Genomic DNA, 26,865 nt, shown 5'->3' with positions numbered 1-26,865 from the left:
GCGATTCTTCGCGGGGTCCGCTTGGTAACGATTAGACATCGTTGTCACAACATCGTCCTTCATCTTCGAATTTTCATTGACTCTACCTTGTGACGCTGATTACATGAGGCATGACATCGTTGTCAGGCATCGGAAGTGCCCCGAAAACAGGAGATTCAATGTTGAGTTCCAAAGCCCCGCGCACCATGACCCACCGCTTGCTCGCCATGGGCGCAGTACTGACCCTCGGCACCCTCAGCCTCACCGCCTGCGGCGGGACCTCCACCGCCACCCCCGGAAGCGCGTCCGCCGAAAAGGTGGGAGTGTCCCTGATCGTCAAGACCACCACCAACCCCTTCTTCGTCTCCATGCAGGACGGCGCGAAGAAGGCAGCCGCTGCCGAGGGCGTGGACTTGAAGCTCGCAGCCGGCAAGGCCGACGGGGACGAGGACACCCAGATCCAGGCCATCGAGAACGCCATCTCCAAGGGCGACAAGGGCATCCTGATCACGCCCAACGGCCCCTCCGTTGTGGACGCACTGAAGAAGGCGAGGGATGCGGGGCTGTTCGTCATCGCCCTGGACACGCCGCCGGACCCGGCAGACGCAGCAGACATCACGTTCGCCACCGACAACTTCGCCGCCGGCGAGCTGATCGGCAAGTGGACCGCAGCCCAGCTGGGTGGGGAGAAGGCAACCATTGCCCTCGTCGATCTCTTTGACGACAAGGTCGTCTCGGTTGACTACAACCGGGACCAGGGCTTCCTCACGGGCCTCGGAATCGACACGGTCGACGTCAAAAAGAACGGCGACGAAGCCAAGACCGGCACGTACACCGGCGGCAAGGGAGGCGACTACGAGATCGTGGGCAGCCAGGCCTCGCAGGGTGCCGAGGACGGCGGCCGCACCGCCATGGAAACCCTGCTCGCCAAGAACCCGGACATCAACGTCGTCTACACCATCAACGAACCTGCGGCAGCGGGTGCATTCGAGGCACTGAAGGCGGCCGGCAAAGAGAAGGACGTCCTCGTGGTCTCGGTGGACGGCGGCTGCACCGGCGTCAACAACGTCAAGTCCGGCGTCATCGGTGCCACAGCCCAGCAGTACCCGGTCAAGATGGCCGAACTGGGCGTCAAGGCAATTGTTGAACTCGCCAAGACAGGCCAGAAGCCGGCCAACTCCGCGGGACTGGACTTCTACAACACCGGCGTCGAACTCGTCACGGACAAGCCGGCCGACGGCATCAAGAGCATCACCACCACGGAAGCCTCCGACATCTGCTGGGGAAAGTAGCCCACCCAGTTCATTGCCGGGGAGGCCGGCGCCCGCTGCCGGCCTCCCCGCACTGCACCCATCGAGCTAGGCCCGCCCTAGCGAACCCCACCGAAGATCAGGATCAACCGTGACCCAGCAACAGACCGCCGGCCCGGCAAGCACAGGGCCCGCCGACCTGGCGGAGGAATTCCTTGACCGACAGACGCCGCTCAGCCGGATTCGCAATGTCCTCCACCGTTACCCCGCCGTCAGCCCCGCCCTCGTACTTCTCATCGCCGTGGTCGTGTTCGGCCTCCTCAACGACAGGTTCCTGCGGGTTGAGAACCTCTCCCTGATTACCCAGCAGGTCTCCGTCGTCGGCACCCTGGCCATCGCCCAGACCCTCATCATCCTCACCGCAGGCATCGACCTTTCCGTCGGAGCCGTCATGATCCTTTCATCGATGGTCGTGGCCCAGCTCGCCGTCAACAACGGACTGCCCGCACCTGTCGCGCTCCTCGCCGGCTTGATCGTGGGACTCGCAGCCGGAGCCCTTAACGGATTCCTGGTCACCCGGTTTCGGCTCCCGCCGTTCATCGTCACCCTCGGCACGCTGAATATCTTCATCGCCCTGACGCTGCTCTACTCGAACGGCGCGACAGTGCGCGGCTCGGCGATGCCTGACCTGCTCACCTGGACCGGAACCACATTCCCGGTCGGCCCGGTCAGGATCTCCACCGGAGTCGTCGTCATGCTCCTGCTCTACATCGCCATCGCGTTCATCCTCGGCAAGACCGCGTGGGGCAGGCACGTCTACGCAGTGGGCGATGACAAGGAAGCCGCCCGCCTGGCCGGCATCGCCGTCAACAAAGTCCTCATGAGCGTCTACCTCGCCGCCGGCGCTGTCCTGGCTGTCGGCGCCTGGATACAGATCGGCCGCACCAACGCAGCCAGCCCCAACGCCGGCGTCGACCTGAATCTGGACTCCATCACCGCCGTGGTCATTGGCGGAACCAGCCTCTTCGGCGGACGCGGGTCCGTCTGGGGAACCCTCCTGGGCGCCCTGATCGTGGGCGTCTTCCGCAACGGGCTCTCCCTCGCAGGCCTTGACGTGCTCTACCAGACACTCGCCGTGGGTGTCCTCATCATCCTCGCTGTGTCCATCGACCAGTGGATCCGAAAGGTGAAATCATGACCGCCACCCACCTGGAGCCGGCCGGAACCCAAGTACGCCAGCCCATCCTGCAGGCCCGGAACCTCGTCAAGACCTTCGGCCGCGTCGTCGGCCTGGACGGCGTCAGCCTGGACCTGTACCCCGGCGAAGTCCTGGCCATCATCGGCGACAACGGCGCAGGAAAGTCCACGCTGATCAAGTGCCTCACCGGTGCCGAAATTCCGGATACCGGCGAGCTGATGGTGTCCGGGCAACCGGTCCACTTCAAGCGCCCCCAGGACGCCCGTGCCCACGGCATCGAAACGGTGTACCAGAACCTTGCCGTTTCGCCGGCCCTGGACGTCGCCTCCAACCTGTTTCTTGGCCGGGAAGAACGGCGTGCAGGAATCCTCGGCAGCGTGTTCCGGATGCTTGATACCAAAGGCATGCGCACGAAGGCCAAACAGGAGTTGACCCGGCTGGGCATCTCCACCCTCCAGGACGTCACAGTGCCGGTGGAGAACCTCTCCGGCGGCCAGCGCCAGGCTGTCGCCGTGGCCCGCGCCGCGGCGTTCGGGTCAAAGGTGGTCGTGCTGGACGAGCCGACGGCGGCACTCGGCGTCCGGGAATCGAACCAGGTCCTGCAGTTGGTCCGGGACCTCCGGGACCGCGGCCTGCCAGTCATCCTGATCAGTCACAACATGCCCCACGTGTTTGATGTAGCGGACCGGATCCACATCCAGCGCCTGGGCAAGTGCGCTGCCACCATCACCCCGCAATCCCACACCATGACCGATGCAGTTGCGATCATGACCGGTGCGGCCAGCGCCTGAACAACGGCTGCCGCCACTTCAGTCCGCGGACCGGGCCATTTCGGTCCGCGGACTGAAGTGGCCCGGACACGCCCCGCCATCCGCTTCCCACGAGAGACAGACCATGGATTACTTCAAGACAGCCCGGCACGACCCTCACCAGACGCTCGACGTCATGGTGGTAGGCGAAGCGCTGATCGACGTGGTCACAACGTCACAGCACCAGGTGGAACACCCGGGCGGCTCGCCGGCCAATGTCGCCTACGGACTTGGCCGCCTCGGCGTAACCACGGGCCTGCTCACGGCAATTGCCCCGGACGCGCGGGGGGTCTCCATCGAAAACCATCTCCGCAGCGCAGGAGTCATGCTTCTGCCCGGATCACGGTCCCTGGCCCGGACGGCATCGGCAACGGCCACCCTTGAACCGGACGGCTCCGCCACGTACGAGTTCGACATCTCCTGGGACCTCTCCCCGACAGCCCCTGCCTGCTTCCCAAGAATCCTGCACACCGGATCGATCGCCACGTTCCTTAGCCCCGGTGCCGGCGCCGTGAAATCCCTGCTCGAACAGGCCCACAGACACTGCATGGTCACCTACGACCCGAATATCAGGCCAGCACTGCTCGGCAGCCACAGGGAGGCGAAAGCTATCTTTGAAGAGCTCGTGCCTCTGACCGACGTCGTCAAACTCAGCGACGAGGACGCCCGGTGGCTGTACCCCCAAAAAAGCCTGGACGAAGCCGCAGCCCACATTCTCGGTTTGGGCGCGGAACTCACCGTAGTCACCAGGGGCGCGCAAGGCTCACAATTCACGACCGCCGCCGCTAACGTCAGCGTTCCCGCCGTGAAATCCGAAGTCGCCGACACCATAGGCGCCGGGGACTCCTTTATGTCCGCCCTCATCCTGGGCTTTCTCACCCGGGGAACCGAGGGCTTCGCCCCAGCTGTCCTGGACCAGCTCGGACACACCGCAGCTGCAGCCGCGGCCATTACCGTACAGCGCCCGGGAGCGAATCCTCCGACCCTGGAAGAACTCGACGCGGCCCTCGGCGCCCAGTCCGTCGCCCATTACGCGGGCTCCTGAATCACAATCCCCGCCGGGGAGGATTCTGGTCAGGGGTTGTCGGACAGCCCGGCCACGGCGGCTATATCCTGCGGGGTCGTTCGGCAGCACCCGCCCACGAGCCGGGCACCCAGTGCACGCCAGGTGGGCGTTCCCTCCGCAAGGCTTAGGGGCGTTTTGCCATGTGGGCCCGCCGGGCTGTCCCCGGCAGCCGCCGGCCCCCACGTTTTGGTGACTGCGTCATACGTTTCTCCCGAATTCGGGTAGGCGATCAGTGGCGTTTCGGTGGCCTTGCCCAAGGCCTCCAGGGCCGGGGAGACCAGTTCCAGCGGCACGCAGTTGACGCCGATCGCCACCGCGAGCGGCTGCTTCCTGCAGAGCTCTGCCACCTGGGCCAGCGGCGTGCCGTCACTGATGTGGCCACCATCCCTCAGCGTGAAGGAAAGCCAGGCTTCGACGTCGAACTCCTCAAGGAGCGCCAGCAGGGCCTGGGCCTCCGGCAATGAAGGCAGCGTCTCACAGGCCAGAAAGTCCGCTCCGGCATCCACCAGCGCCGAAATTCGAGGCCGGTGGAACTCCCGGAACTCGTCCGGGCTGAGGAGGTAGTCGCCCCGGTATTCCGATCCGTCCGCGAGGTACGCGCCGTAGGGTCCGACCGATCCTGCTACGAGCAGGGGGCCCGCATCCGGGTTTTCGACCAAATACTCGCGCCGAGCCTCGTCGGCCAGGCGCACACTCAGTGCCACCAGCTCCAGGGCCTCTTCCTTGCCGAGGCCGCGCCGGGCAAATCCCAGGGTCGTGGCCTGATAGCTCGCCGTGATGGCGACCGCGGCTCCGGCGCGGAAGTAATCGCGGTGCACGCGCTGGACGAGGTGCGGCTGTTCCAGAAGGACTTTGGCCGACCACAGCGGGTCTTCCAGGTCGCAGCCGTGCGCTTCAAGCTCGGTGGCAAGTGCGCCGTCAACGGTAAGGTTCGCTCCGCCGGCGAGCATGCGGGAGAGCTTGGTGTTACTGGGCATCGTTTTTGGACTCCAAGCGGTTCGGTTCGTTCGTGCCTTCTAGAGAACGTGTGGTGCGGAGTATCTCGGTGAACCGCTCGATTCGCGGGGTATCAGCGTGGGCATGGATTTCCGGATTCTGGGTTCCTTGCCGGGGTTCACAATGAGGTCGATGGCGTTGCCGGCGATCTGGTCCAGAGGTACCCGCACCGAAGAGAGCGGGGTGGACAGACGGGATGAGAGGGGGATGTCGTTGTAGCCAACCAGGGCCAGGTCTTCTCCGATCGTGACATGGAAACGGTGGGCGGCCGCGATGATCCCCATGGCCAGGTTGTCGTTGGCGGCGAACACGGCACTGGGGCGTTTCCCGCCGTTGCCGACCAGCAGGGACTCCCCGGCGGAGAACCCGTTTTCAATGCCGTAGCCGGCGGCCATCAGCCATTCCTCCGGCGTCTGGACGCCCGCTTCGTCCAGGGCTCTGCGAGCGCCGGCAAGGCGGGCTACCCCGGTGGAGGTGAAGGACGGCCCGGTCACCACGGCGATGTCACGGTGCCCGAGGTCGATGAGGTGCCGGACCGCCAGGTATCCGCCCACCTCATCGTCGCCGAGTGCTGACGGACTGACCCCGTCCGTACGCAGCACCAGCGCGTGCGTCACACCCCGTTCGCGCAGGTGCCGGGGCAGTTCGTCGTCGAGCCGGGCAGTGGCGAGGATCAGCCCGTCGACATTGCGGTCGAGCAGGGTTTCCGCGGCGCGGCGTTCATCGTCGGGATCATCGCCGCTGGTGGCCACCATCGCGAAGTAGCCGCGGTCCGACGCCGCCCGCTCGAGCTCTTCGAACATGAGGGCCATCACGGTGTCACTGAGCCGCGGCACGAGCACCCCAAGGGTCCGGGTCTCGCCCCTGCGCAGGTTGGAGGCGAAGGAGTTCCGGCGGTAGCCCAGCTCCTCGGCCACCTTCCGGACGTGCGCTGCCGCAGCCGACTTCGACGCAGTTCCCCGCTCATCCAGAGCGCGGCTGGCCGTGGAGAGACTGACACCGCTGGCCGCGGCAACGTCCCTGAGCGTAACGGTCGTCCCTGGGCTGGCCGGTTCCATGTGCGTTCTCCTGTTCACTGTGGTCTTGGTAGACACTCTATTTTCCCCCTATTGAAATCCACCCCTTGACAGTGAGGTGCAACACACGTCATGATGAAAACGTTCCCGCAAACGTTCTCACAGTCTAGCGGGACTTCGATCAACAAGACAGAGGAAGCTCTCATGACCATCGATCTCCGCGGACTTGTTCCCGCACCTGTAACTCCGTTCAACCGCGACGGCAGCGTCGACGTTGACGCGATCCACCGCCTGGGCGGCTGGCTCGCCAGCGTCGAAGGCGTCAAGGGCCTCGTTGTTCTCGGCCACGCCGGGGAAGGCACGTTCCTGACCCAGGACGAGCAGGCGCTGGTCATCCGCGAATTCAAGAACGCCGTCAAGGGCCAGATCCCGATCATCGCCGGCATCACCGGCGAGGGCAACATGGTCGCTGCCCTGGAGGCCAAGCGCGCGGTCGAGGCCGGCGCCGCGGCCGGCCTGGTCTACCCGTCCCACGGCTGGCTTCGCTTTGGCTACCAGAAGGGTGCACCGCAGACCCGCTACAAGGAAATCTACGAAACATCCGGCCTGCCGCTGATCCTCTTCCAGTACCCGGACGCCACTAAGGCCACGTACGACCTGGAAACCCAGCTCGAAATTGCCGGCATGGAAGGCGTGTTCGCGACCAAGAACGGGGTACGGAACATGAAGCGCTGGGACACCGAGATCCCGGTCCTTCGCGCCACCTACCCGGACCTGCAGATCCTGACCTGCCATGACGAGTACCTGCTGCACACCATGTTCGACGTCGACGGCGCCCTCGTCGGCTACGGCGGACTCGCCCCCGAGCCGCTGGTGGAGCTCATCGCCGCCGGTAAGGCCCAGGACTACGCCGCGGCCCGCGCCATCCACGACCGCCTCCTGCCCGTGACGAAAAACGTCTACCACCGCGGATCGCACATGGAAGGCACCGTCGCCCTCAAGGAAGGCCTCATCGCCCGCGGCATCCTCGAGCACGCCACGGTCCGCCCGCCGCTGCTCCCCCTGGCCGAAGGCGCCGGCGACGAAATCGCACAGGCACTGAAGTCCGCCAATCTGGGCAGCGTCACCGTTCCCGTCTGATCTCCGGATCCCGGCAGGTGGCGGGGCCCCGCCCGCCACCTGCATCCCATGCCTTATTCTCCAATTGGGTCAACGACGACCGCAGCAGCAGTGTCGCTGTAGAAGGAGGACTCGCAATGAGCGAGCCAAAGAACACCATTGCCTCCCCGCACGCTCACCGAGGACACATGGCCACCACACCCGACCACCACCCGGCCCCGGAAGCCCGGCCCAAACGGCGGACCTTCCTGGGCTACCTCGCCCTCATGGGCCCCGCCTTTGTTGTCGGCGCCTGGCAGTTCGGACCCGGCAACCTCACCACCGCCGTGCAGGCCGGCAGCCGGTACGACTACACCCTGATCTGGGTCATCGCCGTTTCCACGATCCTCATGATCTTCTTCACCGACATGAGCGTCCGGCTTGGCATCGCCGCACCCGGTTCCCTGATCACCGCCATCAAGCACCATCTCGGCAAGTGGGTCGGCGTCCTGGCCGGCTGCGGTGTCTTCGGAATCACTCTTATGTTCTCTGTCGGCAACGCCGTCGGCTCCGGCCTCGGCCTCTCACTGGTCTTCGGCGGTTCCCCCGTCCTCTGGACGGTCGTCTGCACAGCAGCCGTCGGTTTCGTCCTGGCCTTCCGCAACGTCTACGGAATCGTGGAGAAGGCGCTCCTGGTCATCGTCCTGCTCATGGGAATCGCGTTCATCGCCAGCACCATCGTCGCCCAACCGGACTGGTACCGGGCCATGGAAGGCATGACCCCGAGCCTTCCGGCGGGAAGCGAGATCCTCATCGTGGCCCTGGTCGGTACCAACTTCTCCATCAATGCCGCTTTCTACACCTCCTACGGCATCAAGGAAAACGGCCGCACCCGCGCCGACTACCGGGACATCACCCTGGTCGACACCATTCCCGGAATCGTCGCCCCCGGCATCATGACTGCGCTGGTCATCATGGTCTCCGCTGCCGTGCTGGGCAAGACCGGAGCCGAAGCGGGAACCATCAACGCCCTGGCCTCCGTCTTCACCCCGTTGGCCGGGCCAGTCGGAGCCACGGTTTTCGCCCTCGGACTCTCCGGGGCCGCCTTTTCATCCATGATCGCCAACGCCACCGCCGGTGGCACCATGTTCTCCGACGCCCTCGGCCGCGGCGCCACAGCCGGATCCCCCACGGCCCGCATTTTCACCGGTGTCATTCTGGCCTTCGGACTGGTCATCACACTGTCCTTCCAGTCCTCACCTGTCGGACTGATCGTCATCGCCCAGTCCCTCACCGTGCTCATCGCACCCATGCTCGGCGTCCTCATCGTCATCATGGCCAATAAGAAATCCGTCATCGGGGACCTGCGGAACAGATGGTGGCAGAACCTGTTCGGCGCCATCGGCCTCATCGCCATCGTCGCCTCGTCGCTGCGGCTCATCACCACACTGATCGGCTGAACGGACCGGCACCGAAGCGCAACCCACGAGGAGTGCCCCCCGCAATCGCGGGGGCACTCCTGTCTGTGGAACGCTATCCGGCGGTCTAGTCCGGCGATCGGTGCAGGACAAAGATGCCGCCGTAGGCGGGCTGGTCCGGCCGCTGCCGGTCACTGTCGGTGTATTCGCTCAGCACAGCGTGGATGCGCGTGGTGAGGTCCTCGGCGTCTGCCTCGGAGAGGTGCAGCACGAAGCGGGAGAGGCTGGCGAGCGCATCCGGCCCCGCCTCGGCCAGCTCTTCCCGAAACGCCTCGACCGGTGCCAGCGGACCGTCCGGACCGGCGTCGCGCAGTGCGGTGTCCAGATGCCAGGACCGCCCCGTGGAACGGTACGGCTTTTCCAGCGCTCCGCTCTCCCCTGTGCGGACCTCGGCGGGTTCGAGGAATCCGGTGGAGAGCAATTGCCGCACGTGATAAAGCATCGTCCCCGGATCCTGTCCCAGCCGGTCGGCAAGTTGCTTGTTGGTCAGTTCGTGGAGCCCGCACAGGCGCAGGATCCGCAGGCGCAGCGGATGGGCCAGCGCCTTGATTTCGCGGGCGGTGGCGGCGGGCTTCTGCTCCGCGCCCGTCGGTTCTGCGTCCATGTACCCATCCTACAAACTGATGTACTAAATTCAATCCCCTTGAATTTTATCAATCAATAGGGCAGGGTGCACCCATGACCAATTACGCCCCGCAGGTGAAAGAACTGGGTCGTGCGCCGCTGGGTGCGTCTTACTGGAAGCTGTGGACCTCATCCGGGCTGTCCAACCTCGCGGACGGTGTCTTCAAGATCGCGCTGCCACTGCTGGCCGTTCAGCTCACTCAGTCACCCACACTGGTTGCCGGGCTGACCGTCGCGGCGACGCTTCCCTGGCTTCTGTTCGCCTTGACTGCCGGAGCACTGGCCGACCGGCTGGACCGGCGCAAGCTCATGCTGTGGGCCAACCTTAGCCGCGCGGCGCTGCCCGCCGTGCTGGCCGCCGTGATTCTGCTGGATCTGGGCTCCATTTGGGCGCTGTACGTGGTCGCATTGATGGTGGGTGTGGCCGAGACGCTCTACGACACCTCCGCGCAGTCGATCCTGCCCCAGGTGGTGCACCGGGACCAGCTGTCGCGCGCCAACGGCCGGCTCTACGCCGTCGAGCTCACCGCCAACCAGTTCATTGGTCCCCCGCTGGGCGGGCTGCTGGTGGCCGTCGGCGTCGTGGCGGGCCTTGCCGTGCCGGCGGCACTGTGGCTTGGGGCCGTCGGCGGCCTGCTCCTGGTGCCGGGGGCTTTCCGCATCGAGCGGGAGCAGAAGACGACCCTGCGGTTCGACATCGGCGAGGGTCTGCGGTTCCTCTGGAACCAGAAGATCCTGCGCACGCTCGCGGTGATGACCGGGGTGTTCAACTTCGCCTCCAGCGCGGCCTTCGCGGTCCTGGTGCTGTTTGCCGTGGGCCCGGCGTCGGAAATGAACCTGTCCGAAGCGGGGTTCGGCCTCCTGTTGACGGCCTCCGCCCTCGGCGCGTTCGTTGGCTCCTTCATCTCCGAATGGGCGGAGGCGAAGCTGGGCCGGTCGAAGTCCCTGGCGCTCACCATCCTCGGGAGCGCGCTGTTGGTAGGTGCTCCCGCCGTGACCGACAATCCCTATATTCTTGGCGCTCTCCTCTTTGTGGGCGGCATGCTGATCATGCTGTGGAACATCATCACGGTGTCCCTGCGCCAGCGCATTGCTCCGGCCCGCCTGCTGGGCAGGGTCAACAGCGCCTACCGGCTGCTCGCGTGGGGCACCATGCCGCTCGGTGCGGCTGCGGGCGGCCTGCTGGCCCAGTGGCTGGGGCTGCAGGCCATGTTCGGCATCATGGGTGTGCTGACCCTCGCGCTGCTCGGGATGATGCCCATCCTCACGGACAAGGCAATTACCGCGGCCGACGTCGAATCCTGAGTTGCGCTGGCCGGTTCCGGCCCTGACCTACGAGAGAACCGCCAAGGTGCGGTGGATTCCGGTGTGGTCCAGCGCACCGTCGCCTCGGGCCACCATTTGGTCGAATAGCTCCCGCACTGTGCCGCTCAACGGCAGTTTAAGGCCTTCCTTGGCTGCCGCTTCCGAAATGAACCTGAGGTCTTTGAGCTGGTTCTGGGCACTCCCGCCACCGACGAAGTCGTCACTGATCCATCGATGACCCTTCTGCCGGAGGACAGCGGAATCGGCCAGACCGCCTTGCAGCAGCTCGAGCATCACGGCCAGGTCGAGACCCCCGTTGCGGGCAAGGAGCATGGCTTCCGACACTGCCGTCACAGTTGCGGCGACAACGATTTGGTTGCAGGCCTTGGCGAGTGCCCCGGATCCGCTCCGGCCCATATACCGGACCGTGGTGCCCATGGACTGGAATACGGGTTCCACCGACTGCGCCGCGTTCCGGTCGCCACCGACCATGATGCTGAGGGTTCCGTTCTCCGCACCAACAGTGCCGCCGCTGACCGGCGCATCAAGGACGGTGACCCCGTGGTCTTGGTGCACGCGTTCCGCAAAGGCAGCGACGGCGATCGGCGAAACCGTCCCGTGCACCACGAGGATGGGGCGCGCAATGCCCTTCGCCGCCCAGCCGGAGATCAATCCGTCCCGTCCCGGCAGAAGTGATTCGACCTGCTCCAGGTCGGGCAAGACCGTGAGGACGACGTCGGATGCGGCATCGGCCGGCGTTGTGGCAGTGCGCGCACCCAGCGCAACCAGCGGTTCCGCTTTCGCGGACGTCCGGTTCCAGACAGTCAGTTCGCCGTCGAAGGCCAGAAGCCGGCGGGCCATGGGCCCGCCCATGGGGCCGAGCCCCAGAAGGGCGAGCGAAGGTCGCGTGGTTTCCGTCATTTCAATCCTTTGATTCGTGGCAGCCAGCGGCTGCATAGCGGTCCGAAGCGACCAGGCTGCGCCGGTGCCCCGCCTGAGTGTAACTATGGTGGAATCGGTACACTTTTTGTACCACACGGGATGTCGAGTGTAAATCATCGTGTGATTCTTGCCGCCGCGCAGGTTTCCTGCGCCAGCGGTCGGGAGTTCTAAGCGCGAGCTTTCGGCGCTACGATGCTGGACCGCTCGACGAGCTCAGCGTCGACGCGGACGACCGTTGGCGTTGCCGAAGTCCTCCCGCTGGCATGGGCGAGTGCCAGCTGCACGGAGTGCCGGGCCAGCATGTCGATAGGCTGCCGGATGATCGTCAGCGGCGGCGTCATCAGTTCCGTCCAGGGGGAATCTTCAAACACAACAACGGAAAGCTCATCCGGGATCGAGACGCCGGAGTGGACGAGGCGGCGCAGCACCGTGGTCACCTGGGCGGTGTTGGCCACAACGAGAGCTGTCGGCGGATCCTGCAGGTTCAGCAGTGTTGTGGTGGCGTCGCCGCCGGCTGTTCCCCTAAACGCCGCGGAACGGATCAATGCATCGTCCTGCGGCAGTCCTGCGTCCCTGAGAGCCTCACGGTAGCCGGTGATCCTGTCGCGTCCGGTTGTCGAGGTGGCCGGGCCGGTGATCATCGCGATTCGCTTGTGCCCGTATGCGGCCAGCAGGGCCGTTGCCGACCGCGCAGACTCAATGTTGTTGATGCTGACGACGTCGACGTCCGGCATGTCCGGGATTGAACGGTCCACGAAGACCACACCCGTCCCGAGGCTCTGGAGCTTCCTCCAGATTTCAAGATTGTTCCCCGTGGGCGTCGCAATGATCCCGCTGACTCGGCGCTCCATCAGCGTCGAAAGGCGTTCGGATTCCAGCCGGTCATCCTCCTGCGTCGTCATCAGCAGCACCTGGATGCCGCGGGCATGCGCTTCCTGCACCACCCGATCGGCCAAGCGGGCGAAGAACGGATTGGAGACGTCAGCCAGGAGAAGGCCCAGCGTCGTGGGCGGGCCGTGCTTCAGCTCCCTGGCGGCGGTCCGGGGGTGGTAGCCGAGGGTCTCCATAACGTCGTTGACCCTGCTGCGAGTCAGAGGCGCAACGGGACCGGAGCCCGGATTGAGGACCCGGGATACGACCGCAACGGATACGCCTGCGGCGTGGGCAACATCGCGGATTGTCGGTTGCTTCTGCACGCTTGCTCCTCGTTCTGCCGTAGCCACTCCCCCATACGTCTGACGGTGACTTTTTCAGACTAGGGTATTGACCTTGATGAGTAGGTATGACATAAAAGTGTAACCGGTTCCACAATGTTTACCTACTTCAAACGGACGGGCCTGCGTTTCGTGGCTGTACGCAGCGAGATCACGTTTGAAGTAGAGGACGGAACCCCATTGCAACGGCACGCAAACGCCAACGCCGTCGGTTCGCATCCACTCCGGGACAGCGCCGTTTCCACGAAAGGTAACCATGAACCTCCACAAACTCCTGACACAGCGCGAGGCCGAGGGCCGGCCCATCCGGGTCGGGCTGATCGGCGCGGGCCGATTCGGCACGATGTATCTCGCGCAGGCCCGGAACATCCCCGGTATCCACGTGGTGGCCATCGCCGACATCAACGCGGAGCGGGCCAAGGGCGCGCTCAAGCTCGTCGAGTGGCCTGAAGAGGCGTTCGTCGAAGACATCGAGACGGCCATTGCTACGAGGGCCACCACGATCGTCACGGATGCGTCAGCTCTGTTCGACGCGGAGCTTGATGTCATTGTTGAGGCCACCGGCAACCCGATCGTCGGCATCAACCACGCGCTGCGGGCCATTGAAACCGGGAAGCACATCATCATGGTGACGGTCGAAGCGGACGCCCTCGCGGGCCCAGCCCTGGCCAAGCGTGCCACGGACGCCGGCCTCGTGTACTCGCTGGCATACGGTGATCAGCCGGCCCTGATCTGGGAACTCGTGGACTGGGCCCGCACGTCGGGTTTTGACGTCGTCTGCGCCGGCAAGGGCGCCAAGTACCTCCCGCACTACCACCAGATGAACCCGGACAATGTCTGGGAGAACTGGGAATTCTCGAAGGAGCTGACCGACTCCGGCCAGCTCAACCCCTACATGCACACCTCGTTCCGTGACGGAACCAAAGCCTCGATTGAGATGGCGGCTGTGGCCAACGCGGCCGGCCTGCGCCCGTCGGATGAAGGCCTGTCGTTTACTCCCGGGGACGTCGAGGGTATCGCCACAATCTGCCGTCCGGCATCCGTAGGCGGAGTTCTCTCCCACGAGGGCAGCGTTGACGTCATGTCGAGCGTGACCCGTGAGGGCGACTGGATCCCTCACAACACACAGGAAGGCGTGTTCGTCGTCGTCAAGGCCACCAACAAATACGTCTCTGGCTGCTTCCAGGAATACCCGTGGCACCCGGACCCCACCGGCCAGTACGCAGCCCTCTACCGCCCGTACCACTACGTCGGACTGGAACTCAACGTCTCAATCGCCAACGCCGTCCTACGGGGCGTCGCCACGGGCGCGCCTGAAGGCTTCCACGCTGATGTTGTCGCCTGCGCCAAGAAGGACCTGCACGCCGGAGGGATACTCGACGGCGAGGGCGGCTTCACGGTCTGGGGAAAGCTGATTTCCGCGGAAAAGTCGGTCCGGGACGGCGCGCTCCCCGTCGCAATGGCCCACCACGTCAAACTCGTCAAAGATGTCCCCGAGGGCGGCATCGTGGGCTGGGATGACGTCGAAATCGACAACTCACTGGGCGAAGCCCTAACCCTGCGCCGTGAAACCGAGGCCATGGCACTGAACCCGGTTCCGGCGGCATGATCGACCGGCGCACCTTCCTCGGAGCCACGGCTGCGAGCTTGGTTCTCGCCGGCTGCGGAGCCGCCCCGGTCCTCGACGCAAACCGGGCGGCATCCGCCGGCGGAACCCTTAAGTTCGGCAGCTGGCAATGGCTCGAACCGGGCCGCGGCGAGGCCATGTGGAAAGCCATCCAGGCCTATCAGAAAGCCAACCCGTCCGCGGTCCTGGCCCAAAGCACGACCCCGTTCCTCTCGTTCGCGGACAAGCTGAACACAGAGCTGGGCGGCAAGGGCGGGCCTGACGTTTTCGTCGTGCAGGACGTCAATTTCTATCCGCTGGCGGACGCCGGCATCCTGGCCCCGCTCAGCTCCGTGATCTCCTCGCACAAGGGCACGCCGTTTAACCACACCAACGAATCCGGTCTGGTCAACGGCGTGCAGTACGGAATCACGTGGGAACGGCTGAACTGGAACTTCTTCTGGAACCGCAAGATCCTGGAGACGGCGAACGTAACCCCGCCGACGAACGTCGCTGAACTGATCTCGGCCGCTACCCAGATCCGTTCCGCAACAGGCCTGGACGGCTTCGGCGTCCGGCATCAGATGACGGAATTCGATTCATGGTTCATGGACTTCGATGTGTGGACCTATGGGCATGGCGGAGCTTGGTCGGACGGCTCACGCCCGACCATCGACTCCGCGGAGAACATCGCCGGCGTTGAGGCATTTGGTGAAATCTACCGCTCAGGTGCTATGCCTATCGGCGACGACGCGTCAACGATGCGCACCAAGTTCCGCGAAGGCCGCCTCGGCATGATGATCGACGTCTCGTCCACAGTTGCCGGCATCCTGCGGTCCTCCAAGACCCTGACGTCGGCCGACATCGGCTTTGCCGAACGGATCCCGCTCCCCCGGCCCTCGGCCCACCAGGAGATCGTGCTGGCAGTCAACGGGTACGGCAAGAACAAGAACCTCGCTGTCGACTTCGTCGGCTGGGTCGGTTCGGATGAAGGCCAAGCGGCGCTCCGGGCGGCAATGGGCCCGTCAACGCTGGCCACGGACGTGCCGCTGGCTCCCGACTATGCTGCGGCCAATCCGTGGGCCAAGGCGTTCATCGATCTCGCGTCCGAGTCCCGCAGCCCCCTCATCAAGGGCTACGAGGCACAGACCAAGGCCATCATGCGCGAAGTCATGACGCAGGTGGAACGCTACCTCGTGGACGGCGGCGACGCTGCCAAGGCACTCGCCACCGCACAGACACAAGTAACTCAGCTGCTTGGCTGAGCAGACCTAGGCAAAGGATCCGGGCAATGTCGCTCCGAACTTCGATCTCCCCGCCCTCCGTGGCGGCGCCTCCCATACAGGATGCCCCTTCCCGGCATCACATGTGGCAGAGGATCTCTCCATACATCTACATCGGCCCCGCGGTCGTTTACCTGATCATCTTCATGATCATTCCGGTGGTGCAGGGCATCCAGCTCAGCTTCACGAAGACTCCGCTCGTCCGGCCCGACGGCGGAACCGGCGTCGGGCTGGACAACTACTCCCGCCTGCTCAGCAGCCCGCAGTTCTACAATTCACTGGGCGCCACCATCCTGTACACGGCCGCGACCGTCATCTTCGCCGTCGCCATCGGCGCAGGATCAGCCCTGCTCCTGAACCAGGCCTTCAAGGGACGCACGATTGTCCGGGCCGTCATCACCTTGCCCTGGGCCGTTCCCACGGTGGCCACCGCCCTGATCTTCAGCTGGATCTTCAACCGCTCCGACGGTGTCCTGAACGAAGTCGTCGGAGTGCTCGGCGTCGGCCAGCAGGGCTGGTTGGTCGAACCGAAATTCGGCATGGCCGCGGTCGTCCTGACCTCGGTCTGGAAGGTCATGCCCCTCGTCATGCTGGTGGTTCTGGCCTCGCTGCAATCAATCCCGAGCGAACTCTACGAGGCCACCCGCATGGACGGCGCCGGGGCCCTGGAAACCTTCAAGGCCGTCACCTGGCCGCACATTGCCCCCACCGTCAGGGTAGTCACGCTCCTCATGACGATCTGGTCCATCCGCCGTTTCGAGATCATCTATCTCTTGACCGGCGGCGGCCCGGTAGACACCACCAACACCCTCGTCGTCAACGTCTACCGCCAGGCCTTCAGCAACCAGGAACTGGGCCGCGCGGCGGCAATCGGCGCCCTCGGCCTGGTGCTGTCCCTGCTCGTCACGGTTGTCTACTTCATGATGGAACGGCGCAATGCCGCCAAGGAGGCCTAGAACAATGACCACCCAAGAAGCACCACCAATCCCTCGGCCGGCTCCTCACAAGTTGCGGCTGAAGGTACCGGGCAACCGAAACTTCAGCAAACCCGCCCGGTACGTCATGCTGGCCGCCCTCGTCCTCTTCTCAGGCTTCCCGCTCTACTGGATGCTGAACACGGCGCTAAGCCAGGACTCCGAACTGTACGGCCAGGCCCAGGGCTGGTGGCCCCACTGGGAACGGCTCGCTGACTTCGGCGACCTCATCGGCAGCGTCCCCATCTTCAAATGGCTCACGAACTCCGTAGTCATCGCAGGCGGCACCACGCTGCTTTCCCTCGTCTTCGCCGTTTTGGCCGGCTACGCCCTGTCCCGATTCAAGTTCCACGGCAAGGGCGCCGCGGGGTTCCTGCTCTTCGCCACCCAGATGCTGCCCGAGGCGCTGCTGGTGGTCCCCATCTACGCCCTCTTTGCGTCCCTGGGGCTCCTCAACGGCATGGGCGGCCTGATCCTGGCCAATGTTGCCTTCACGATGCCCGTAAGCGTCTGGATCATCAAGGGAGCGATCGATGCCATTCCCTACGAAATCGAAGAGGCCGCTGCCGTCGACGGGTGCCCCCGCGTCACCATCCTGTCGCTGGTGCTCACCCCTTTGATTCTTCCCAGCATCGCCGCAGCCGCCGTCATCAACTTCTTCGACGGGTGGAACGAATTCCTCCTGGCCAAGACGTTTATCGCCGAACGCGACCTCTGGCCGGCGTCCGTGGGCCTGGCCTCGTTCATCGGCCAGTACCTGACTTCGCTGAATTCGGTGATGGCCGCGGCCCTGCTGTTCACCCTGCCGGCTTTGATCTTCTTCCTCCTTGTCCAGCGTCGTATCGTCTCAGGCCTCACGGCCGGCTCAGTCAAAGGTTGATCATGGCAAAGCTCTCACTACGCAACATCAGCAAGCGCTTCGGGGACACCCAGGTCATCCACGACTTCAGTGCGGAAGTCGACCACGGCGAATTCCTCGTCTTGCTCGGCGCATCCGGATCCGGAAAATCGACCCTGCTCCGCATCATTGCCGGGCTCACCGACCCCAGCGCAGGCGACATCATCTTCGACAACCTGCGTGTGAACCGCCAAAGCCCGCGAGAACGCGACATCGCCTTCGTGTTCCAGTCCTACGCGCTCTATCCGCATCTGACGGTTCGGGAAAACATCGCCTTCCCCCTTGCCCTGGACAGGTTCAAGGGCTGGCACCACATCCCGGGAATCAGCGCCGTCGCACGCCGCGTCTTCGGCTCGTCCAAGGAGATCGCCAAGCAGGTGGCCAGTGTCTCGTCGATGCTGGGACTGGATGAGTACGCGCACCGCAAGCCCGGAGGACTCTCCGGCGGCCAGCGCCAGCGTGTGGCCCTGGCACGCGCACTGATCCGCGACCCTTCGATGTTCCTGCTCGACGAACCCCTGTCCAACCTTGACGCCAAGCTCCGGGCGGAACTCCGCGGCGAAATTGTCCGGCTGCACAGGCTGACCGGGAAGACCTTCGTCTACGTCACCCACGACCAGGTGGAGGCCATGACCATGGCCACTCAGATTGTGGTTCTCCACAACGGCGTGGTGCAGCAGCACGCCACCCCGCAGGAGATCTACGCCCGCCCCGCCAACACGTATGTTGCCCGCTTCATCGGCAGCCCGCCCATGAACCTCATGACCTCGGCCGTGGATGACGGGCAGCCGGCACTCGGAGGGCTGCGGCTCCCGGCGCCTGCTGGGATCCGGCTCAGGACCGGCACTGTGACCCTGGGCCTGCGCCCGGAACACCTCACAGTCTCGGCCGACGTCGGCGGTCCCGGCCTGGCGGGAACGGTCCGGAGAATCGAGGACCTCGGGGCAGACACCCTGATCGGCGTCCAGCCCGACCCGGCATCGGGACTGAAGATGTGGGAGCTCAACCAGGACGATCTCCTCTGGATCCGTCAGACGGGGCAGACCCGCCTGATGGCGGGCGATCCCTGCACCGTAACGCCCGAGGCGAGAATGGCCAGCTACTTCGACGGCGATACCGGGCTGAACCTGGCCCCCGCCGAAACTTCAGCTGCCCTGCTGCCCGGGTAGTTCAGCCAGCCAAAGGAAGCCCGCTGCGCGGACTGAATCCATCCGTCGGGGCAGCGGGCTTCTTGCATGCCCTAGGACAACAAGTCACAGCCATGGCGGGCACGTGTGCTGTGCGGCCACGAGCAACTCATCCCCTCGTCCAGACGACCCCCAGAAAGAGCAGGACACACATGTCCATCATCGTCACCGCAGTTTTCACTCCGATCCACGGCGCATTCGACAAGGTCGCCGCCGCCCTCACCCCCGCCATTGCGGAGGTCCACCAGGAACCGGGCTGCCTCCTTTATGCCATCCACGAAGCCCCAAACGGCCAGATCGTCATGATTGAGAAATGGCAGTCCGCAGATCTGCTCGATGCCCACGGCGACGGCGACGCAGTCAAGCGACTCAATTCCTCACTCGAAGGACTGTTGGAAGTGCCGGTAGAAGTCACCCGCTTGGTGGCCATCCCTGCGGGAACCGCAAGCCAAGGGGCACTTTGATGACGCGTCCGATTGTCGTTATGGGGGTTTCGGGCGCAGGCAAGTCCACGGTTGGGTCGGCCCTCGCCGCACGCCTGGGTGCAGAATTCCTGGATGCCGATTCACTTCACCCGCCGGCAAACGTGCAAAAGATGGCCTCAGGCAATCCCCTGACGGATGAAGACAGATGGCCCTGGCTCAAGCTGGTGGGCGCGGCACTTTCCGCGCCCACCAGTGGAGTTGTCGTAGCTTGCTCAGCCCTCCGGCGCGCATACCGGGACGCGATCCGGGCCTCGGCCCCGTCAACTACCTTTGTCCTGCTGAACGTCGCAACTCCGGTGCTGCAGGACCGGCTTCCCCTGCGCCCCGGACACTTCATGCCAGCTTCCCTCCTCACCTCACAGCTCGAAACACTTGAACCGCTCGAAGCCGATGAATCCGGGTTAGCCGTCATGTCGGAGGAAGGGATCGAGTCAACCGCAGAGCGGATACTGCTCCAACTCGGGGCGTCCGCCTGAGCCAGCTACGCCGTTGCCCTTGGGGAACTTCCACCGCGTCACGCCGATGGAGTGGTCCAAACCTTCAGTAGCCCCTTGGCGAGTGCTGCACCTTAAGGCACATCCGAGACGCCCGTGTAGGTCGCGTAGGTGGCGAGTCCGGCCCGTTCATAAACCTGGAGGGAAAGTCCGCCCGGGGTGCTCTGGCTGCTGACGAGGCGCTGTCCCGCGGACGGGCCGCGGTCGGGGAACAGGCGGCGGCCGAGACCGACGATGACGGGGGCGACCACGAGCCGGAACTCATCAATCAGGTCTGCGGCCAGCACGGACTGGACGAGGCGGGCGCTTCCGTGGATCTGGAGTTCCCGTCCGGGTTGTTGTTTGAGTTCCGCGACCTGGGCTTCGACGTCGGCGGAGAGGACCGTGGTCGGGTTCCAGGAGCCTGTTGTCAGGGTGTGCGAGGCGACGTATTTCGGCAGGCTGTTCATGAGCACGGTGAAGGGATCATTCGGGTCCGTGATCTGCGGCCAGTCCCGCGCGAAGGCGTCGTAGGTGCGCCGGCCGAGCAGGAGTGCGTCGGCCTGGCCGAGCCATTCCGCGGCCTGGCGGATGAATGTCTGGTCCATGTAGGGGACCAGCCATCCGCCCCGGGTGAACCCGTCGCTGGTGTCTTCCTCCGGCGATCCCGGGCCCTGCGATACGCCGTCGAGGCTCACGAATTCGGTCACTGTCAGCTTCATGGTCTTCTCCCTGCTCGGCACGGTAAGGCTATGCGTCGCAGACGCCAAGGGCAATGGCTGTGCGTTGGGTCAGAATGGCAGCATGAGCTTTTCATCCTTCGGCCGCATCCAGACCCCTGTGCTGGACATCGGGTACGAGTCCGCGGGTGATCCGGGCGGGACTCCGGTCATCCTGCTGCACGGGTTCCCCTACGACGTCCGGGCCTTCGACGACGTCGCGCCGATGCTCGCCGGCCAGGGCGCCTTCGTGCTCGCGCCGTACCTTCGCGGCTTCGGCCCGACGCGTTTCCTCGATCCGACGACGGTCCGCTCGGGACAGCAAGCCGCCCTCGCGCAGGATCTCCTCGACTTCATGGACGCCCTCAACATCGACCAGGCCGTCGTGGCGGGCTACGACTGGGGCGGCCGGGCGGCGTGCATCGTGGCGGCACTGGACCCCGCACGCGTCGCCGGCCTCGTCACCGTCGGCGGCTACAACATGCACAACCTCGCGCGCTCCGGCGAACCAGCCATCCCGGAATGGGAGCGGAGCTACTGGTACCAGTACTACTTCCACTCGGAGCGGGGGCGCCGCGGGCTGGAGCGAAACCGTGACGAACTGTGCGAGCTGCTCTGGCGCACCTGGTCGCCCGCCTGGGGTGGCGCACGCGAGGCGTTTCCCGCCAGCGCCCCGAGCCTGCACAACCCCGATTTCGTCGACGTCGTCATCCACTCCTACCGCCACCGGTACGGACTGGCCGACGGCGACCCCCGGTACCAGCGGTTCGAGGACCTGATCGCCCAGGAGCCGCACATCACCGTTCCGACGGTGGTGCTCGAAAGCGGGGACGACGGCGTCGGCGGCCCCACGGCGACGGCCGGCAGAGACTACTTCACCGGCCCCTACATCCAACGCGTCCTTCCCGGAATTGGACACAACGTTCCGCAGGAGGATCCGGAGGCGTTCGGGCAGGCCGTGCTGAGTCTGTTCGACTAGGTGCCTCGGCGTGGGCCCCTGGACAGTCGATGAGTTGGGTCGATGCGCGTTGGACGGCCTCTGCGAGGATGAGTGGGTTGCAGTGACCCCCACAGTGGCAGAACCTGATGTCCGACCCGCCCATGGTGATGTTTTCAGCCACTCAGTACCCCGACGGCCGCCGGAAGGACACCGTCATCAACGCCGAGGCCACCGGCAGAGACCTTCGAAATGAAAGCCACCCATGCGTCCGGCAGGGTCCCCTCAGCGGAAAGCCGGAATCCCGGTGATGTGGTTGCCCAGGATCAGCGTGTGCACCTCGTCCGTTCCCTCGTAGGTGCGCACACTCTCAAGATTGTTGGCGTGGCGCAGCGGGGAATAGTCCAAGGTGATGCCGTTGCCGCCGAGCATGGCGCGGGCATCGCGGCAGATCTTGATCGCTTCGCGGCAGTTGTTCAGCTTGCCCACGGAGATCTGGTGCGGCTGGAGGACTCCGGCGTCCTTCAGCCGGCCCAACTGCAAGGCCAGCAGCGTGCCCTTGTTGATCTCCAGTGCCATGTTCACCAGCTTCTCCTGGGTCAGCTGGTAGCCGGCGAGCGGCTTGCCGAACTGCATGCGCTGCTGCGAGTAATCCCGGGCCGTGAGGAAGCTGTCGCGTGCCGCCCCCATGGCACCCCAGATGATGCCGTACCGGGCTTCGTTGAGGCACTCGAACGGGCCGCGGAGTCCCTTGGCGTTGGGAAGCATGGCACTCGCCGGCAACCGGATATCCGTCAGCTCAATATCGCACTGAATGGAGGCGCGCATGGAGAGCTTCTGCTCAATGGGGGTGGCCTTGAAGCCCGGAGTCCCGGTGGGAACGACGAAGCCGCGGACGCCGTCGTCGGTCATCGCCCAGATGATGGCCACCTGCGCCACCGAGGCCAGCCCGATCCAGCGCTTGCTGCCGTTGAGGATCCAGTCGTCGCCGTCGCGCTTTGCGAAGGTCAGCATATTTCCGGGGTCGGATCCGGCGGACGGCTCGGTGAGGCCGAAGCACCCGATGGCAGTTCCGGCGGCCATGCGCGGAAGCCACTCGAGTTTCTGCTCTTCCGATCCGTGCTTGGCTATGGCGCTCATGGCCAGCGAACCCTGAACGCTGACAAACGTCCGGAGACCCGAGTCGCCGGCCTCCAGCTCCAGGGCGGCCAGACCATACTCCACGGAGCTCCGGCCGGGGCAGCCGTAGCCCTTGATGTGCATGCCGAGCAGGCCCAGTTCCGCCATGCGCGGGACAATCTCCAGCGGGAACTCCGCGCGCTCGTACCAGCCAGCGATATTCGGTTTGATGTCGGAGTCCACGAATCCGCGGACTTTCTCCCGCACGACGAGTTCCTCCGGCGTGAGCAGTGTGTCGATGCCGATGAGGTCTGAAGTATCAGTCATGGTTCTACTTTCCGGTGGGTGTGGGGTGGAGGGCGGCCGGTTTGTTCTGCTCCGTGAAGGTCGCGCCGCTGTGTTCGCCGAGCAGCGGCGGCAGCCGCCGGTACGAGGCGGGAGTTTCCGAGAGCCGGATGGGGTTGGCCACCTGTCGGGAGGTCCGGGGGCCGGACCCGTCCGCGATCTCCACCACGGGTTCCAGCCCGAGGTCGGCGGCCAGCTGGATCGCTTCCACGATGGAGTTGACCTTGCCGGCGGGTACGCCCGCCTCGCTCAGGAGTCCCGACCATTCCGCCGCCGGCTTTTTCCGAAGCTGCTCCTCTAGCAGGGTCTTCAGCTCATCGCGGTGGGCCACCCTGTTCGAGTTCCCGCGGAACCTGCTGTCATCAGACAGTTCGGGAACGCCCAGCACTCGTGTCAGGGAGGCGAACTGCTTGTCCGTTCCGACCGCCAGGGCGAGGGGCGCGTCTGCGGTTCGCAGCGTCTCGTACGGCGCAATGCTGGGGTGGGCGTTGCCCATGCGCTGCGGGGATTCGCCGGTGGCGAGGGTGCTGGATGCCTGGTTGACGAGTCCGGCAAGCAGCGAGGACAGCAGGTTGACTTCAACCCGCTGGCCCCTGCCGGTCTGGTCGCGGCTGCGCAGCGCGGCCAGGATGCCCACCACTGCGTTTTGGCCGGTCACCACGTCCACCAGTGCCACCCCCACCTTGCTCGGTTCCGACTCCGGGGATCCGGTAACGCTCATCAGTCCCCCCACGGCCTGGACCAGGAGGTCGTATCCGGGCAGGTGCGCCCCGCCCTTGCTTCCGAATCCGGTGATGGAGCAGTAGACCAGGTCCGGTCGCTCCGCCCGGAGGGTCTCATAGTCCAGGCCGAACCGCTGCATAACGCCCGGCCGGAAATTCTCAACAACGACGTCGGCGGCCAGTGCTATGTTCCTCGCCTGCGCGAGTCCTTCCTCGGTGCGCAGGTCGCACACGGCCGAGCGCTTGTTCCGGTTGACGCTGGAGAAGTAGGTGCCCGCGCCGTGTTCGTCCACGGGCGGCACCCAGGCCCGGGTGTCGTCGCCGGCCGGGCTCTCGACCTTGATCACATCGGCGCCGAAATCAGCGAGCATCATGGTGGCAAAGGGTCCGGCGAGGACCCGGGAGAAATCCGCCACCTTGATGCCGGCTAGCGGTGCGGCGGCGGGAGGGCCGTCAGGGACAAGTTGTGCGCTGTTCAACGAGCGTCAGCTCCTTCGGTGGTGGTGCCGGGGTCTCCGCTGGAGGCGGTCACGGGATTGCGGAGGGTTCCAAGCCCCGTCACGCGGCATTCGGCGACGTCCCCCGGTTCGATGTGGACGGCTCCGGGCGTTCCCGTGGAGATGATGTCACCGGGGAAGAGCGGCATGACCTTGCTGTGGAAACTGATCAGGTAGGCCGGGTCGTAGCGCATGTGCGACACCGTATTGCTGCGGCGCACCTCCCCGTTGACCACGGTGGATACCGTGACCTCGGCCAGGGAGCCGGCGGCAGCCTCCACCTCGGCGAGGGGCACGATCCGGGGGCCGAAGGAAAAGAATCCCGGAAAGTTCTTGGAGCGGGTGAGGAACCGCGGATTGCGCTGCAGGATGTCCTCGGCCGTCTGGTCCAGTACCGGTACGACGCCGGCCAGATAGGACAGCGCATCCTCCGGCTCGACATTGCGGCAGTACCGGCCGATCACGACGGCGACCTCCGCTTCGGTGGTAGTGCGCTGGCTTTGCTCCGGGATCGGGATGTTCTCGCCCGGGCCGATGACCGTATGGTCGCCCTTGATAAACGAGGCCGGCTCGTCGGGCACCGCCTCGGTGAGGTCGGAGGCGTGCTCCACGTAGTTCAGTCCGATCCCCCACAGCATGCGCGGGTGACGGTACGGGGCGCCGTAGGTGAGGTGTTCCGGGTCGCGGAAGACGGCGTCGTCAGCCTTGGCTGCGGCTGCTTCCAGGTCCCCGAGCAGGTCTCCGGTGAGGACGTCGAGGATGTCGCCGGTAAAGCCCGGGAGCAGGTCGCGGACCAGCGCGGCTCCGCGTTGCGGGTGGACGACGGCGGCCTCCTCGCGGGCCTGCCCGGGGTTGGCGGTGTCGGGGGTGGAGCCGTCGCGGATCGCGCAAAGGTGAAGGATGCGGGAAGTCATGGCCTTGTTCTTTCGGTTAGTAGGAACGGACGAGTCCGCCGTCGCAGCGGATCTGTTCCCCGGTCACGTAGGATGCAGGTCCGCTCGCCAGGAAGGCCACGACGGCGGCGAATTCCTCGGGCTTGCCGTACCGGCCGGCAGGGATCGATGCTTCCGAGGCCGCCCGCGTCTCCTCCGGCGATCGTCCGGTGCGTTTGGCCGCCGCTGCGTCCAGTGAGCCAACGCGGTCGGTGTCGATGCGGCCCGGGAGCACCATGTTGACGGTCACGCCGTCCTTGGCCACCTCCGCCGCCAGGGTCTTGAGGTAACCGGCGAGCCCGGCCCGGCCGATGTTGGACAGCGCCAGGTTGGGCAGCGGCTGCTGCACCCCGCTGGAGCCCACTGCCACGATGCGCCCCCACCCGCGCTCCCGCATGCCGGGAAGCACGAGGGAGGTGAGCCGCATGTGCTGCAGCAGGAGCTGGTGCACGGCGGCCAGGGCCTGTTCGTCGGAGACGTCCGCGGCGCCGCCGGGAGGCGGTCCGCCGCTGTTGAGGATGAGTACATCGATGGGGCCGAAGGCCCCCACCGCGGCGTCCACCAGGGCCGCCGGGGCGCCGCCGTCGGTGAGGTCGATGCCGATCCCGACGGCGGACTCCAGGCGCGCAGCTTCCGCCCGGACCAGGTCCCCGCGCCGGGCAGCCAAGACCACGTTGGCGCCTTCCGCGGCCAACGCCCTGGCGATGGCGAGGCCTATCCCCGAACTTGCGCCCGGAACCAGGACGTTTTTTCCCCTCAGACCGGTCTCCATCAGTCGGTCACCACCCGGACGGCTTCGAGGTGGGCATCGATCAGGTCCGCCAGCGCTGGCGGAAGTTTCGGGGCGGGAGGCCGCACGATGGATTCAGAGATGATGCCGCGGCGGCGCAGTACTTCCTTGCGCAGGGCCAGTCCGACGCCGGGCTGGGCCTCGAAATTCACCAGGGGCAGCCACGGGGCGAAGGCCTCCCGGGCGGCTTGGAAGCCGCCGTCGGCCCAGGCTGTCAGTGCGGCCTGGAGGCCCTCGGGATGCGAGAATCCGGTCATGGCACCGGCCGCGCCGGCGGCCAGCTCATCCAGCAGTCCCACTCCCCCCAGCCCGCCGTACACCGGCACGGATGTGCCGCGCGTCAGCGTGGCAATGGCGGAGGCTGTCGGCGGTGCTTCCGACTTGACGGCCACGATGAACGGGCACTGCGCCAGGACCTCAAGGATCTGCGCCGCACTAATGTTCACGCCGGATGCCACGGGGTAGTCCTGCAGCACGATGCCCGCGCCCGTGGCCCGGTGCACGGCGGTCAGGTGGGCCGTAAGCACCTCTGGATCGGAGCTGTTGGCCTGCACCATCAGTGCGGCGAGGTGGCTGCCGGCCGCACTGACCGCGGTATGGGCCTGCTCCAGCGCCACTGCCGTTGAGCGGGCTGAAAGGCCCACCACGAGAGGCGCGCCCTTCCCCTCCTCGGCGACGGTGCGCACAACCAGGGCCTGCTCCCCGGCGTCCAGGGATGCCCCCTCGCCGAAGACGCCCAGCACCACCATTCCGGTGGCCGGTATTGCGGTGTAAAGCCGCACTTCGCGGCGCAGGGAATCGGTGTCCACGGCGAAATCCGGTCCGCTAAACGGTGTTGCCAGGACTCCCCAGAGCCCGGGGGCGAGGTGTGGGATTGGTGTCGTCATAGTGATGTGTTGTCCTTTCGGCCATGGGCCATCGAA

The 26,865-nt window shown here is 65.5% G+C and carries 26 protein-coding genes and 1 pseudogene; 16 read left to right on the top strand and 11 right to left on the bottom strand.

Annotated elements, in window-relative coordinates; translation table 11 throughout:
* Positions 1-158 precede the first annotated feature (158 nt).
* The 4 genes from J2W14_RS16720 (at position 159) to J2W14_RS16705 (ending at position 4,281) form a co-directional block, all read left to right on the top strand.
* Positions 159-1,271 carry a substrate-binding domain-containing protein gene (locus tag J2W14_RS16720; protein WP_307464585.1) on the top strand — a complete coding sequence of 371 codons (1,113 nt, stop codon included), beginning with the start codon at positions 159-161 and terminating at the stop codon, positions 1,269-1,271.
* Between the two features lie 109 nt (positions 1,272-1,380).
* Positions 1,381-2,427, top strand: a complete 1,047-nt coding sequence (locus tag J2W14_RS16715; RefSeq protein WP_307464582.1) for an ABC transporter permease — start codon at positions 1,381-1,383, stop codon at positions 2,425-2,427.
* On the top strand, positions 2,424-3,218 hold the full coding sequence (locus J2W14_RS16710) for an ATP-binding cassette domain-containing protein (RefSeq protein WP_307464581.1): 795 nt from the start codon (positions 2,424-2,426) through the stop codon (positions 3,216-3,218). The genes J2W14_RS16715 and J2W14_RS16710 overlap by 4 nt, the downstream gene beginning before the upstream one ends.
* Before the next feature lie 103 nt (positions 3,219-3,321).
* On the top strand, positions 3,322-4,281 hold the full coding sequence (locus J2W14_RS16705) for a carbohydrate kinase family protein (protein ID WP_307464580.1): 960 nt from the start codon (positions 3,322-3,324) through the stop codon (positions 4,279-4,281).
* Between the two features lie 29 nt (positions 4,282-4,310).
* On the opposite strand, the gene mmuM is transcribed toward J2W14_RS16705, so the two are convergent.
* Together mmuM and J2W14_RS16695 are read right to left on the bottom strand one after the other, a co-directional pair.
* Positions 4,311-5,279, bottom strand: coding sequence for a homocysteine S-methyltransferase (mmuM, locus tag J2W14_RS16700; RefSeq protein WP_307464578.1), 969 nt, complete (start codon positions 5,277-5,279; stop codon positions 4,311-4,313).
* Positions 5,280-5,318: 39 nt separating this feature from the next.
* Complete coding sequence (locus tag J2W14_RS16695) at positions 5,319-6,356, bottom strand: LacI family DNA-binding transcriptional regulator (protein WP_307464576.1); 1,038 nt, start codon at positions 6,354-6,356, stop codon at positions 5,319-5,321.
* Positions 6,357-6,518: 162 nt separating this feature from the next.
* On the opposite strand from J2W14_RS16695, the gene J2W14_RS16690 reads away from it, so the two are divergent.
* Both J2W14_RS16690 and J2W14_RS16685 read left to right on the top strand, forming a co-directional pair.
* On the top strand, positions 6,519-7,454 hold the full coding sequence (locus J2W14_RS16690) for a dihydrodipicolinate synthase family protein (protein ID WP_307464573.1): 936 nt from the start codon (positions 6,519-6,521) through the stop codon (positions 7,452-7,454).
* 116 nt (positions 7,455-7,570) lie between these two features.
* On the top strand, positions 7,571-8,872 hold the full coding sequence (locus J2W14_RS16685) for an Nramp family divalent metal transporter (RefSeq protein ID WP_307464571.1): 1,302 nt from the start codon (positions 7,571-7,573) through the stop codon (positions 8,870-8,872).
* Positions 8,873-8,957: 85 nt separating this feature from the next.
* Here J2W14_RS16685 and J2W14_RS16680 read toward each other — a convergent pair whose 3' ends face one another.
* Positions 8,958-9,494, bottom strand: a complete 537-nt coding sequence (locus J2W14_RS16680; protein WP_307464568.1) for an ArsR/SmtB family transcription factor — start codon at positions 9,492-9,494, stop codon at positions 8,958-8,960.
* Positions 9,495-9,568: 74 nt separating this feature from the next.
* Here J2W14_RS16680 and J2W14_RS16675 point away from each other — a divergent pair, with 74 nt between their 5' ends.
* The gene (locus J2W14_RS16675; protein ID WP_307464566.1) at positions 9,569-10,819 is read left to right on the top strand and encodes an MFS transporter; all 1,251 of its coding nucleotides are present in this window, start codon (positions 9,569-9,571) and stop codon (positions 10,817-10,819) included.
* A 27-nt stretch (positions 10,820-10,846) separates the two neighbouring features.
* Here the strand turns inward: J2W14_RS16675 and J2W14_RS16670 are convergent, their stop codons facing one another.
* Entirely contained in the window at positions 10,847-11,740 is an 894-nt protein-coding gene (locus tag J2W14_RS16670) for an NAD(P)-dependent oxidoreductase (RefSeq protein ID WP_307464565.1), read from the bottom strand.
* Positions 11,741-11,928: 188 nt separating this feature from the next.
* Positions 11,929-12,957, bottom strand: a complete 1,029-nt coding sequence (locus J2W14_RS16665; protein WP_307464563.1) for a LacI family DNA-binding transcriptional regulator — start codon at positions 12,955-12,957, stop codon at positions 11,929-11,931.
* Between the two features lie 274 nt (positions 12,958-13,231).
* Between J2W14_RS16665 and J2W14_RS16660 the strand changes: the two genes are divergently transcribed.
* The 7 genes from J2W14_RS16660 to J2W14_RS16630 all read left to right on the top strand — a co-directional run bounded on the left by J2W14_RS16660 (position 13,232) and on the right by J2W14_RS16630 (position 19,884).
* Positions 13,232-14,584: an NAD(P)H-dependent oxidoreductase gene (locus J2W14_RS16660; RefSeq protein WP_307464561.1), complete on the top strand. Its 1,353-nt coding sequence runs from the start codon at positions 13,232-13,234 to the stop codon at positions 14,582-14,584.
* On the top strand, positions 14,581-15,846 hold the full coding sequence (locus tag J2W14_RS16655) for an ABC transporter substrate-binding protein (protein ID WP_307464559.1): 1,266 nt from the start codon (positions 14,581-14,583) through the stop codon (positions 15,844-15,846). The genes J2W14_RS16660 and J2W14_RS16655 overlap by 4 nt, the downstream gene beginning before the upstream one ends.
* Positions 15,847-15,872: 26 nt before the next feature.
* The gene (locus J2W14_RS16650; RefSeq protein WP_307464557.1) at positions 15,873-16,820 is read left to right on the top strand and encodes a carbohydrate ABC transporter permease; all 948 of its coding nucleotides are present in this window, start codon (positions 15,873-15,875) and stop codon (positions 16,818-16,820) included.
* Positions 16,821-16,824: 4 nt separating this feature from the next.
* Positions 16,825-17,718, top strand: coding sequence for a carbohydrate ABC transporter permease (locus J2W14_RS16645; RefSeq protein WP_307464555.1), 894 nt, complete (start codon positions 16,825-16,827; stop codon positions 17,716-17,718).
* Positions 17,719-17,720: 2 nt separating this feature from the next.
* Complete coding sequence (locus J2W14_RS16640) at positions 17,721-18,905, top strand: ABC transporter ATP-binding protein (RefSeq protein WP_307464553.1); 1,185 nt, start codon at positions 17,721-17,723, stop codon at positions 18,903-18,905.
* Between the two features lie 170 nt (positions 18,906-19,075).
* A complete protein-coding gene (locus J2W14_RS16635; RefSeq protein ID WP_307464552.1) occupies positions 19,076-19,387 on the top strand; it encodes a putative quinol monooxygenase in 312 nt (103 codons plus the stop codon).
* Complete coding sequence (locus tag J2W14_RS16630) at positions 19,387-19,884, top strand: gluconokinase (RefSeq protein WP_307464550.1); 498 nt, start codon at positions 19,387-19,389, stop codon at positions 19,882-19,884. Before J2W14_RS16635 ends, J2W14_RS16630 begins: the two co-directional genes overlap by 1 nt.
* A gap of 92 nt (positions 19,885-19,976) precedes the next feature.
* Here the strand turns inward: J2W14_RS16630 and J2W14_RS16625 are convergent, their stop codons facing one another.
* On the bottom strand, positions 19,977-20,603 hold the full coding sequence (locus J2W14_RS16625) for a dihydrofolate reductase family protein (protein WP_307464549.1): 627 nt from the start codon (positions 20,601-20,603) through the stop codon (positions 19,977-19,979).
* Between the two features lie 82 nt (positions 20,604-20,685).
* On the opposite strand from J2W14_RS16625, the gene J2W14_RS16620 reads away from it, so the two are divergent.
* Positions 20,686-21,579, top strand: coding sequence for an alpha/beta fold hydrolase (locus J2W14_RS16620; protein ID WP_307464547.1), 894 nt, complete (start codon positions 20,686-20,688; stop codon positions 21,577-21,579).
* Between the two features lie 92 nt (positions 21,580-21,671).
* Positions 21,672-21,776, top strand: a pseudogene (locus tag J2W14_RS16615) (flavin reductase family protein); the annotation flags it as partial.
* 46 nt (positions 21,777-21,822) lie between these two features.
* Here J2W14_RS16615 and J2W14_RS16610 read toward each other — a convergent pair.
* The 5 genes from J2W14_RS16610 to J2W14_RS16590 are packed head-to-tail and all read right to left on the bottom strand — an operon-like array spanning position 21,823 to position 26,829.
* Entirely contained in the window at positions 21,823-22,983 is a 1,161-nt protein-coding gene (locus tag J2W14_RS16610; protein WP_307464546.1) for an acyl-CoA dehydrogenase family protein, read from the bottom strand.
* A 4-nt stretch (positions 22,984-22,987) separates the two neighbouring features.
* On the bottom strand, positions 22,988-24,202 hold the full coding sequence (locus J2W14_RS16605) for a CaiB/BaiF CoA transferase family protein (protein WP_307464544.1): 1,215 nt from the start codon (positions 24,200-24,202) through the stop codon (positions 22,988-22,990).
* Positions 24,199-25,134, bottom strand: a complete 936-nt coding sequence (locus J2W14_RS16600) for a fumarylacetoacetate hydrolase family protein (RefSeq protein ID WP_307464542.1) — start codon at positions 25,132-25,134, stop codon at positions 24,199-24,201. Before J2W14_RS16600 ends, J2W14_RS16605 begins: the two co-directional genes overlap by 4 nt.
* Before the next feature lie 16 nt (positions 25,135-25,150).
* Positions 25,151-25,924, bottom strand: a complete 774-nt coding sequence (locus J2W14_RS16595) for an SDR family oxidoreductase (RefSeq protein WP_307464540.1) — start codon at positions 25,922-25,924, stop codon at positions 25,151-25,153.
* A complete protein-coding gene (locus tag J2W14_RS16590) occupies positions 25,924-26,829 on the bottom strand; it encodes a dihydrodipicolinate synthase family protein (RefSeq protein WP_307464537.1) in 906 nt (301 codons plus the stop codon). Before J2W14_RS16590 ends, J2W14_RS16595 begins: the two co-directional genes overlap by 1 nt.
* Positions 26,830-26,865 lie beyond the last annotated feature (36 nt).

The sequence above is a fragment of the Pseudarthrobacter oxydans genome (assembly GCF_030812335.1).
Lineage (GTDB): Bacteria > Actinomycetota > Actinomycetes > Actinomycetales > Micrococcaceae > Arthrobacter > Arthrobacter oxydans_B.
The sequence above is the reverse complement of the archived record's forward strand: the minus strand, read 5'-3'. Positions and strand labels throughout refer to the sequence as shown.

Excerpts from the sequence above, each read along its gene's own strand:
- J2W14_RS16635 (WP_307464552.1), top strand. The coding sequence starts at position 19,076 with ATGTCCATCATCGTCACCGCAGTTTTCACTCCGATCCACGGCGCATTC.
- J2W14_RS16590 (WP_307464537.1), bottom strand. The coding sequence starts at position 26,829 with ATGACGACACCAATCCCACACCTCGCCCCCGGGCTCTGGGGAGTCCTG.
- J2W14_RS16600 (WP_307464542.1), bottom strand. The coding sequence starts at position 25,134 with ATGACTTCCCGCATCCTTCACCTTTGCGCGATCCGCGACGGCTCCACC.
- J2W14_RS16685 (WP_307464571.1), top strand. The coding sequence starts at position 7,571 with ATGAGCGAGCCAAAGAACACCATTGCCTCCCCGCACGCTCACCGAGGA.
- J2W14_RS16710 (WP_307464581.1), top strand. The coding sequence starts at position 2,424 with ATGACCGCCACCCACCTGGAGCCGGCCGGAACCCAAGTACGCCAGCCC.
- J2W14_RS16660 (WP_307464561.1), top strand. The coding sequence starts at position 13,232 with ATGAACCTCCACAAACTCCTGACACAGCGCGAGGCCGAGGGCCGGCCC.
- J2W14_RS16595 (WP_307464540.1), bottom strand. The coding sequence starts at position 25,924 with ATGGAGACCGGTCTGAGGGGAAAAAACGTCCTGGTTCCGGGCGCAAGT.
- J2W14_RS16690 (WP_307464573.1), top strand. The coding sequence starts at position 6,519 with ATGACCATCGATCTCCGCGGACTTGTTCCCGCACCTGTAACTCCGTTC.
- J2W14_RS16625 (WP_307464549.1), bottom strand. The coding sequence starts at position 20,603 with ATGAAGCTGACAGTGACCGAATTCGTGAGCCTCGACGGCGTATCGCAG.
- J2W14_RS16695 (WP_307464576.1), bottom strand. The coding sequence starts at position 6,356 with ATGGAACCGGCCAGCCCAGGGACGACCGTTACGCTCAGGGACGTTGCC.
- J2W14_RS16705 (WP_307464580.1), top strand. The coding sequence starts at position 3,322 with ATGGATTACTTCAAGACAGCCCGGCACGACCCTCACCAGACGCTCGAC.
- J2W14_RS16630 (WP_307464550.1), top strand. The coding sequence starts at position 19,387 with ATGACGCGTCCGATTGTCGTTATGGGGGTTTCGGGCGCAGGCAAGTCC.
- J2W14_RS16720 (WP_307464585.1), top strand. The coding sequence starts at position 159 with ATGTTGAGTTCCAAAGCCCCGCGCACCATGACCCACCGCTTGCTCGCC.
- J2W14_RS16655 (WP_307464559.1), top strand. The coding sequence starts at position 14,581 with ATGATCGACCGGCGCACCTTCCTCGGAGCCACGGCTGCGAGCTTGGTT.
- J2W14_RS16640 (WP_307464553.1), top strand. The coding sequence starts at position 17,721 with ATGGCAAAGCTCTCACTACGCAACATCAGCAAGCGCTTCGGGGACACC.
- J2W14_RS16675 (WP_307464566.1), top strand. The coding sequence starts at position 9,569 with ATGACCAATTACGCCCCGCAGGTGAAAGAACTGGGTCGTGCGCCGCTG.
- J2W14_RS16650 (WP_307464557.1), top strand. The coding sequence starts at position 15,873 with ATGTCGCTCCGAACTTCGATCTCCCCGCCCTCCGTGGCGGCGCCTCCC.
- J2W14_RS16680 (WP_307464568.1), bottom strand. The coding sequence starts at position 9,494 with ATGGACGCAGAACCGACGGGCGCGGAGCAGAAGCCCGCCGCCACCGCC.
- J2W14_RS16610 (WP_307464546.1), bottom strand. The coding sequence starts at position 22,983 with ATGACTGATACTTCAGACCTCATCGGCATCGACACACTGCTCACGCCG.
- J2W14_RS16670 (WP_307464565.1), bottom strand. The coding sequence starts at position 11,740 with ATGACGGAAACCACGCGACCTTCGCTCGCCCTTCTGGGGCTCGGCCCC.
- mmuM (WP_307464578.1), bottom strand. The coding sequence starts at position 5,279 with ATGCCCAGTAACACCAAGCTCTCCCGCATGCTCGCCGGCGGAGCGAAC.
- J2W14_RS16645 (WP_307464555.1), top strand. The coding sequence starts at position 16,825 with ATGACCACCCAAGAAGCACCACCAATCCCTCGGCCGGCTCCTCACAAG.
- J2W14_RS16620 (WP_307464547.1), top strand. The coding sequence starts at position 20,686 with ATGAGCTTTTCATCCTTCGGCCGCATCCAGACCCCTGTGCTGGACATC.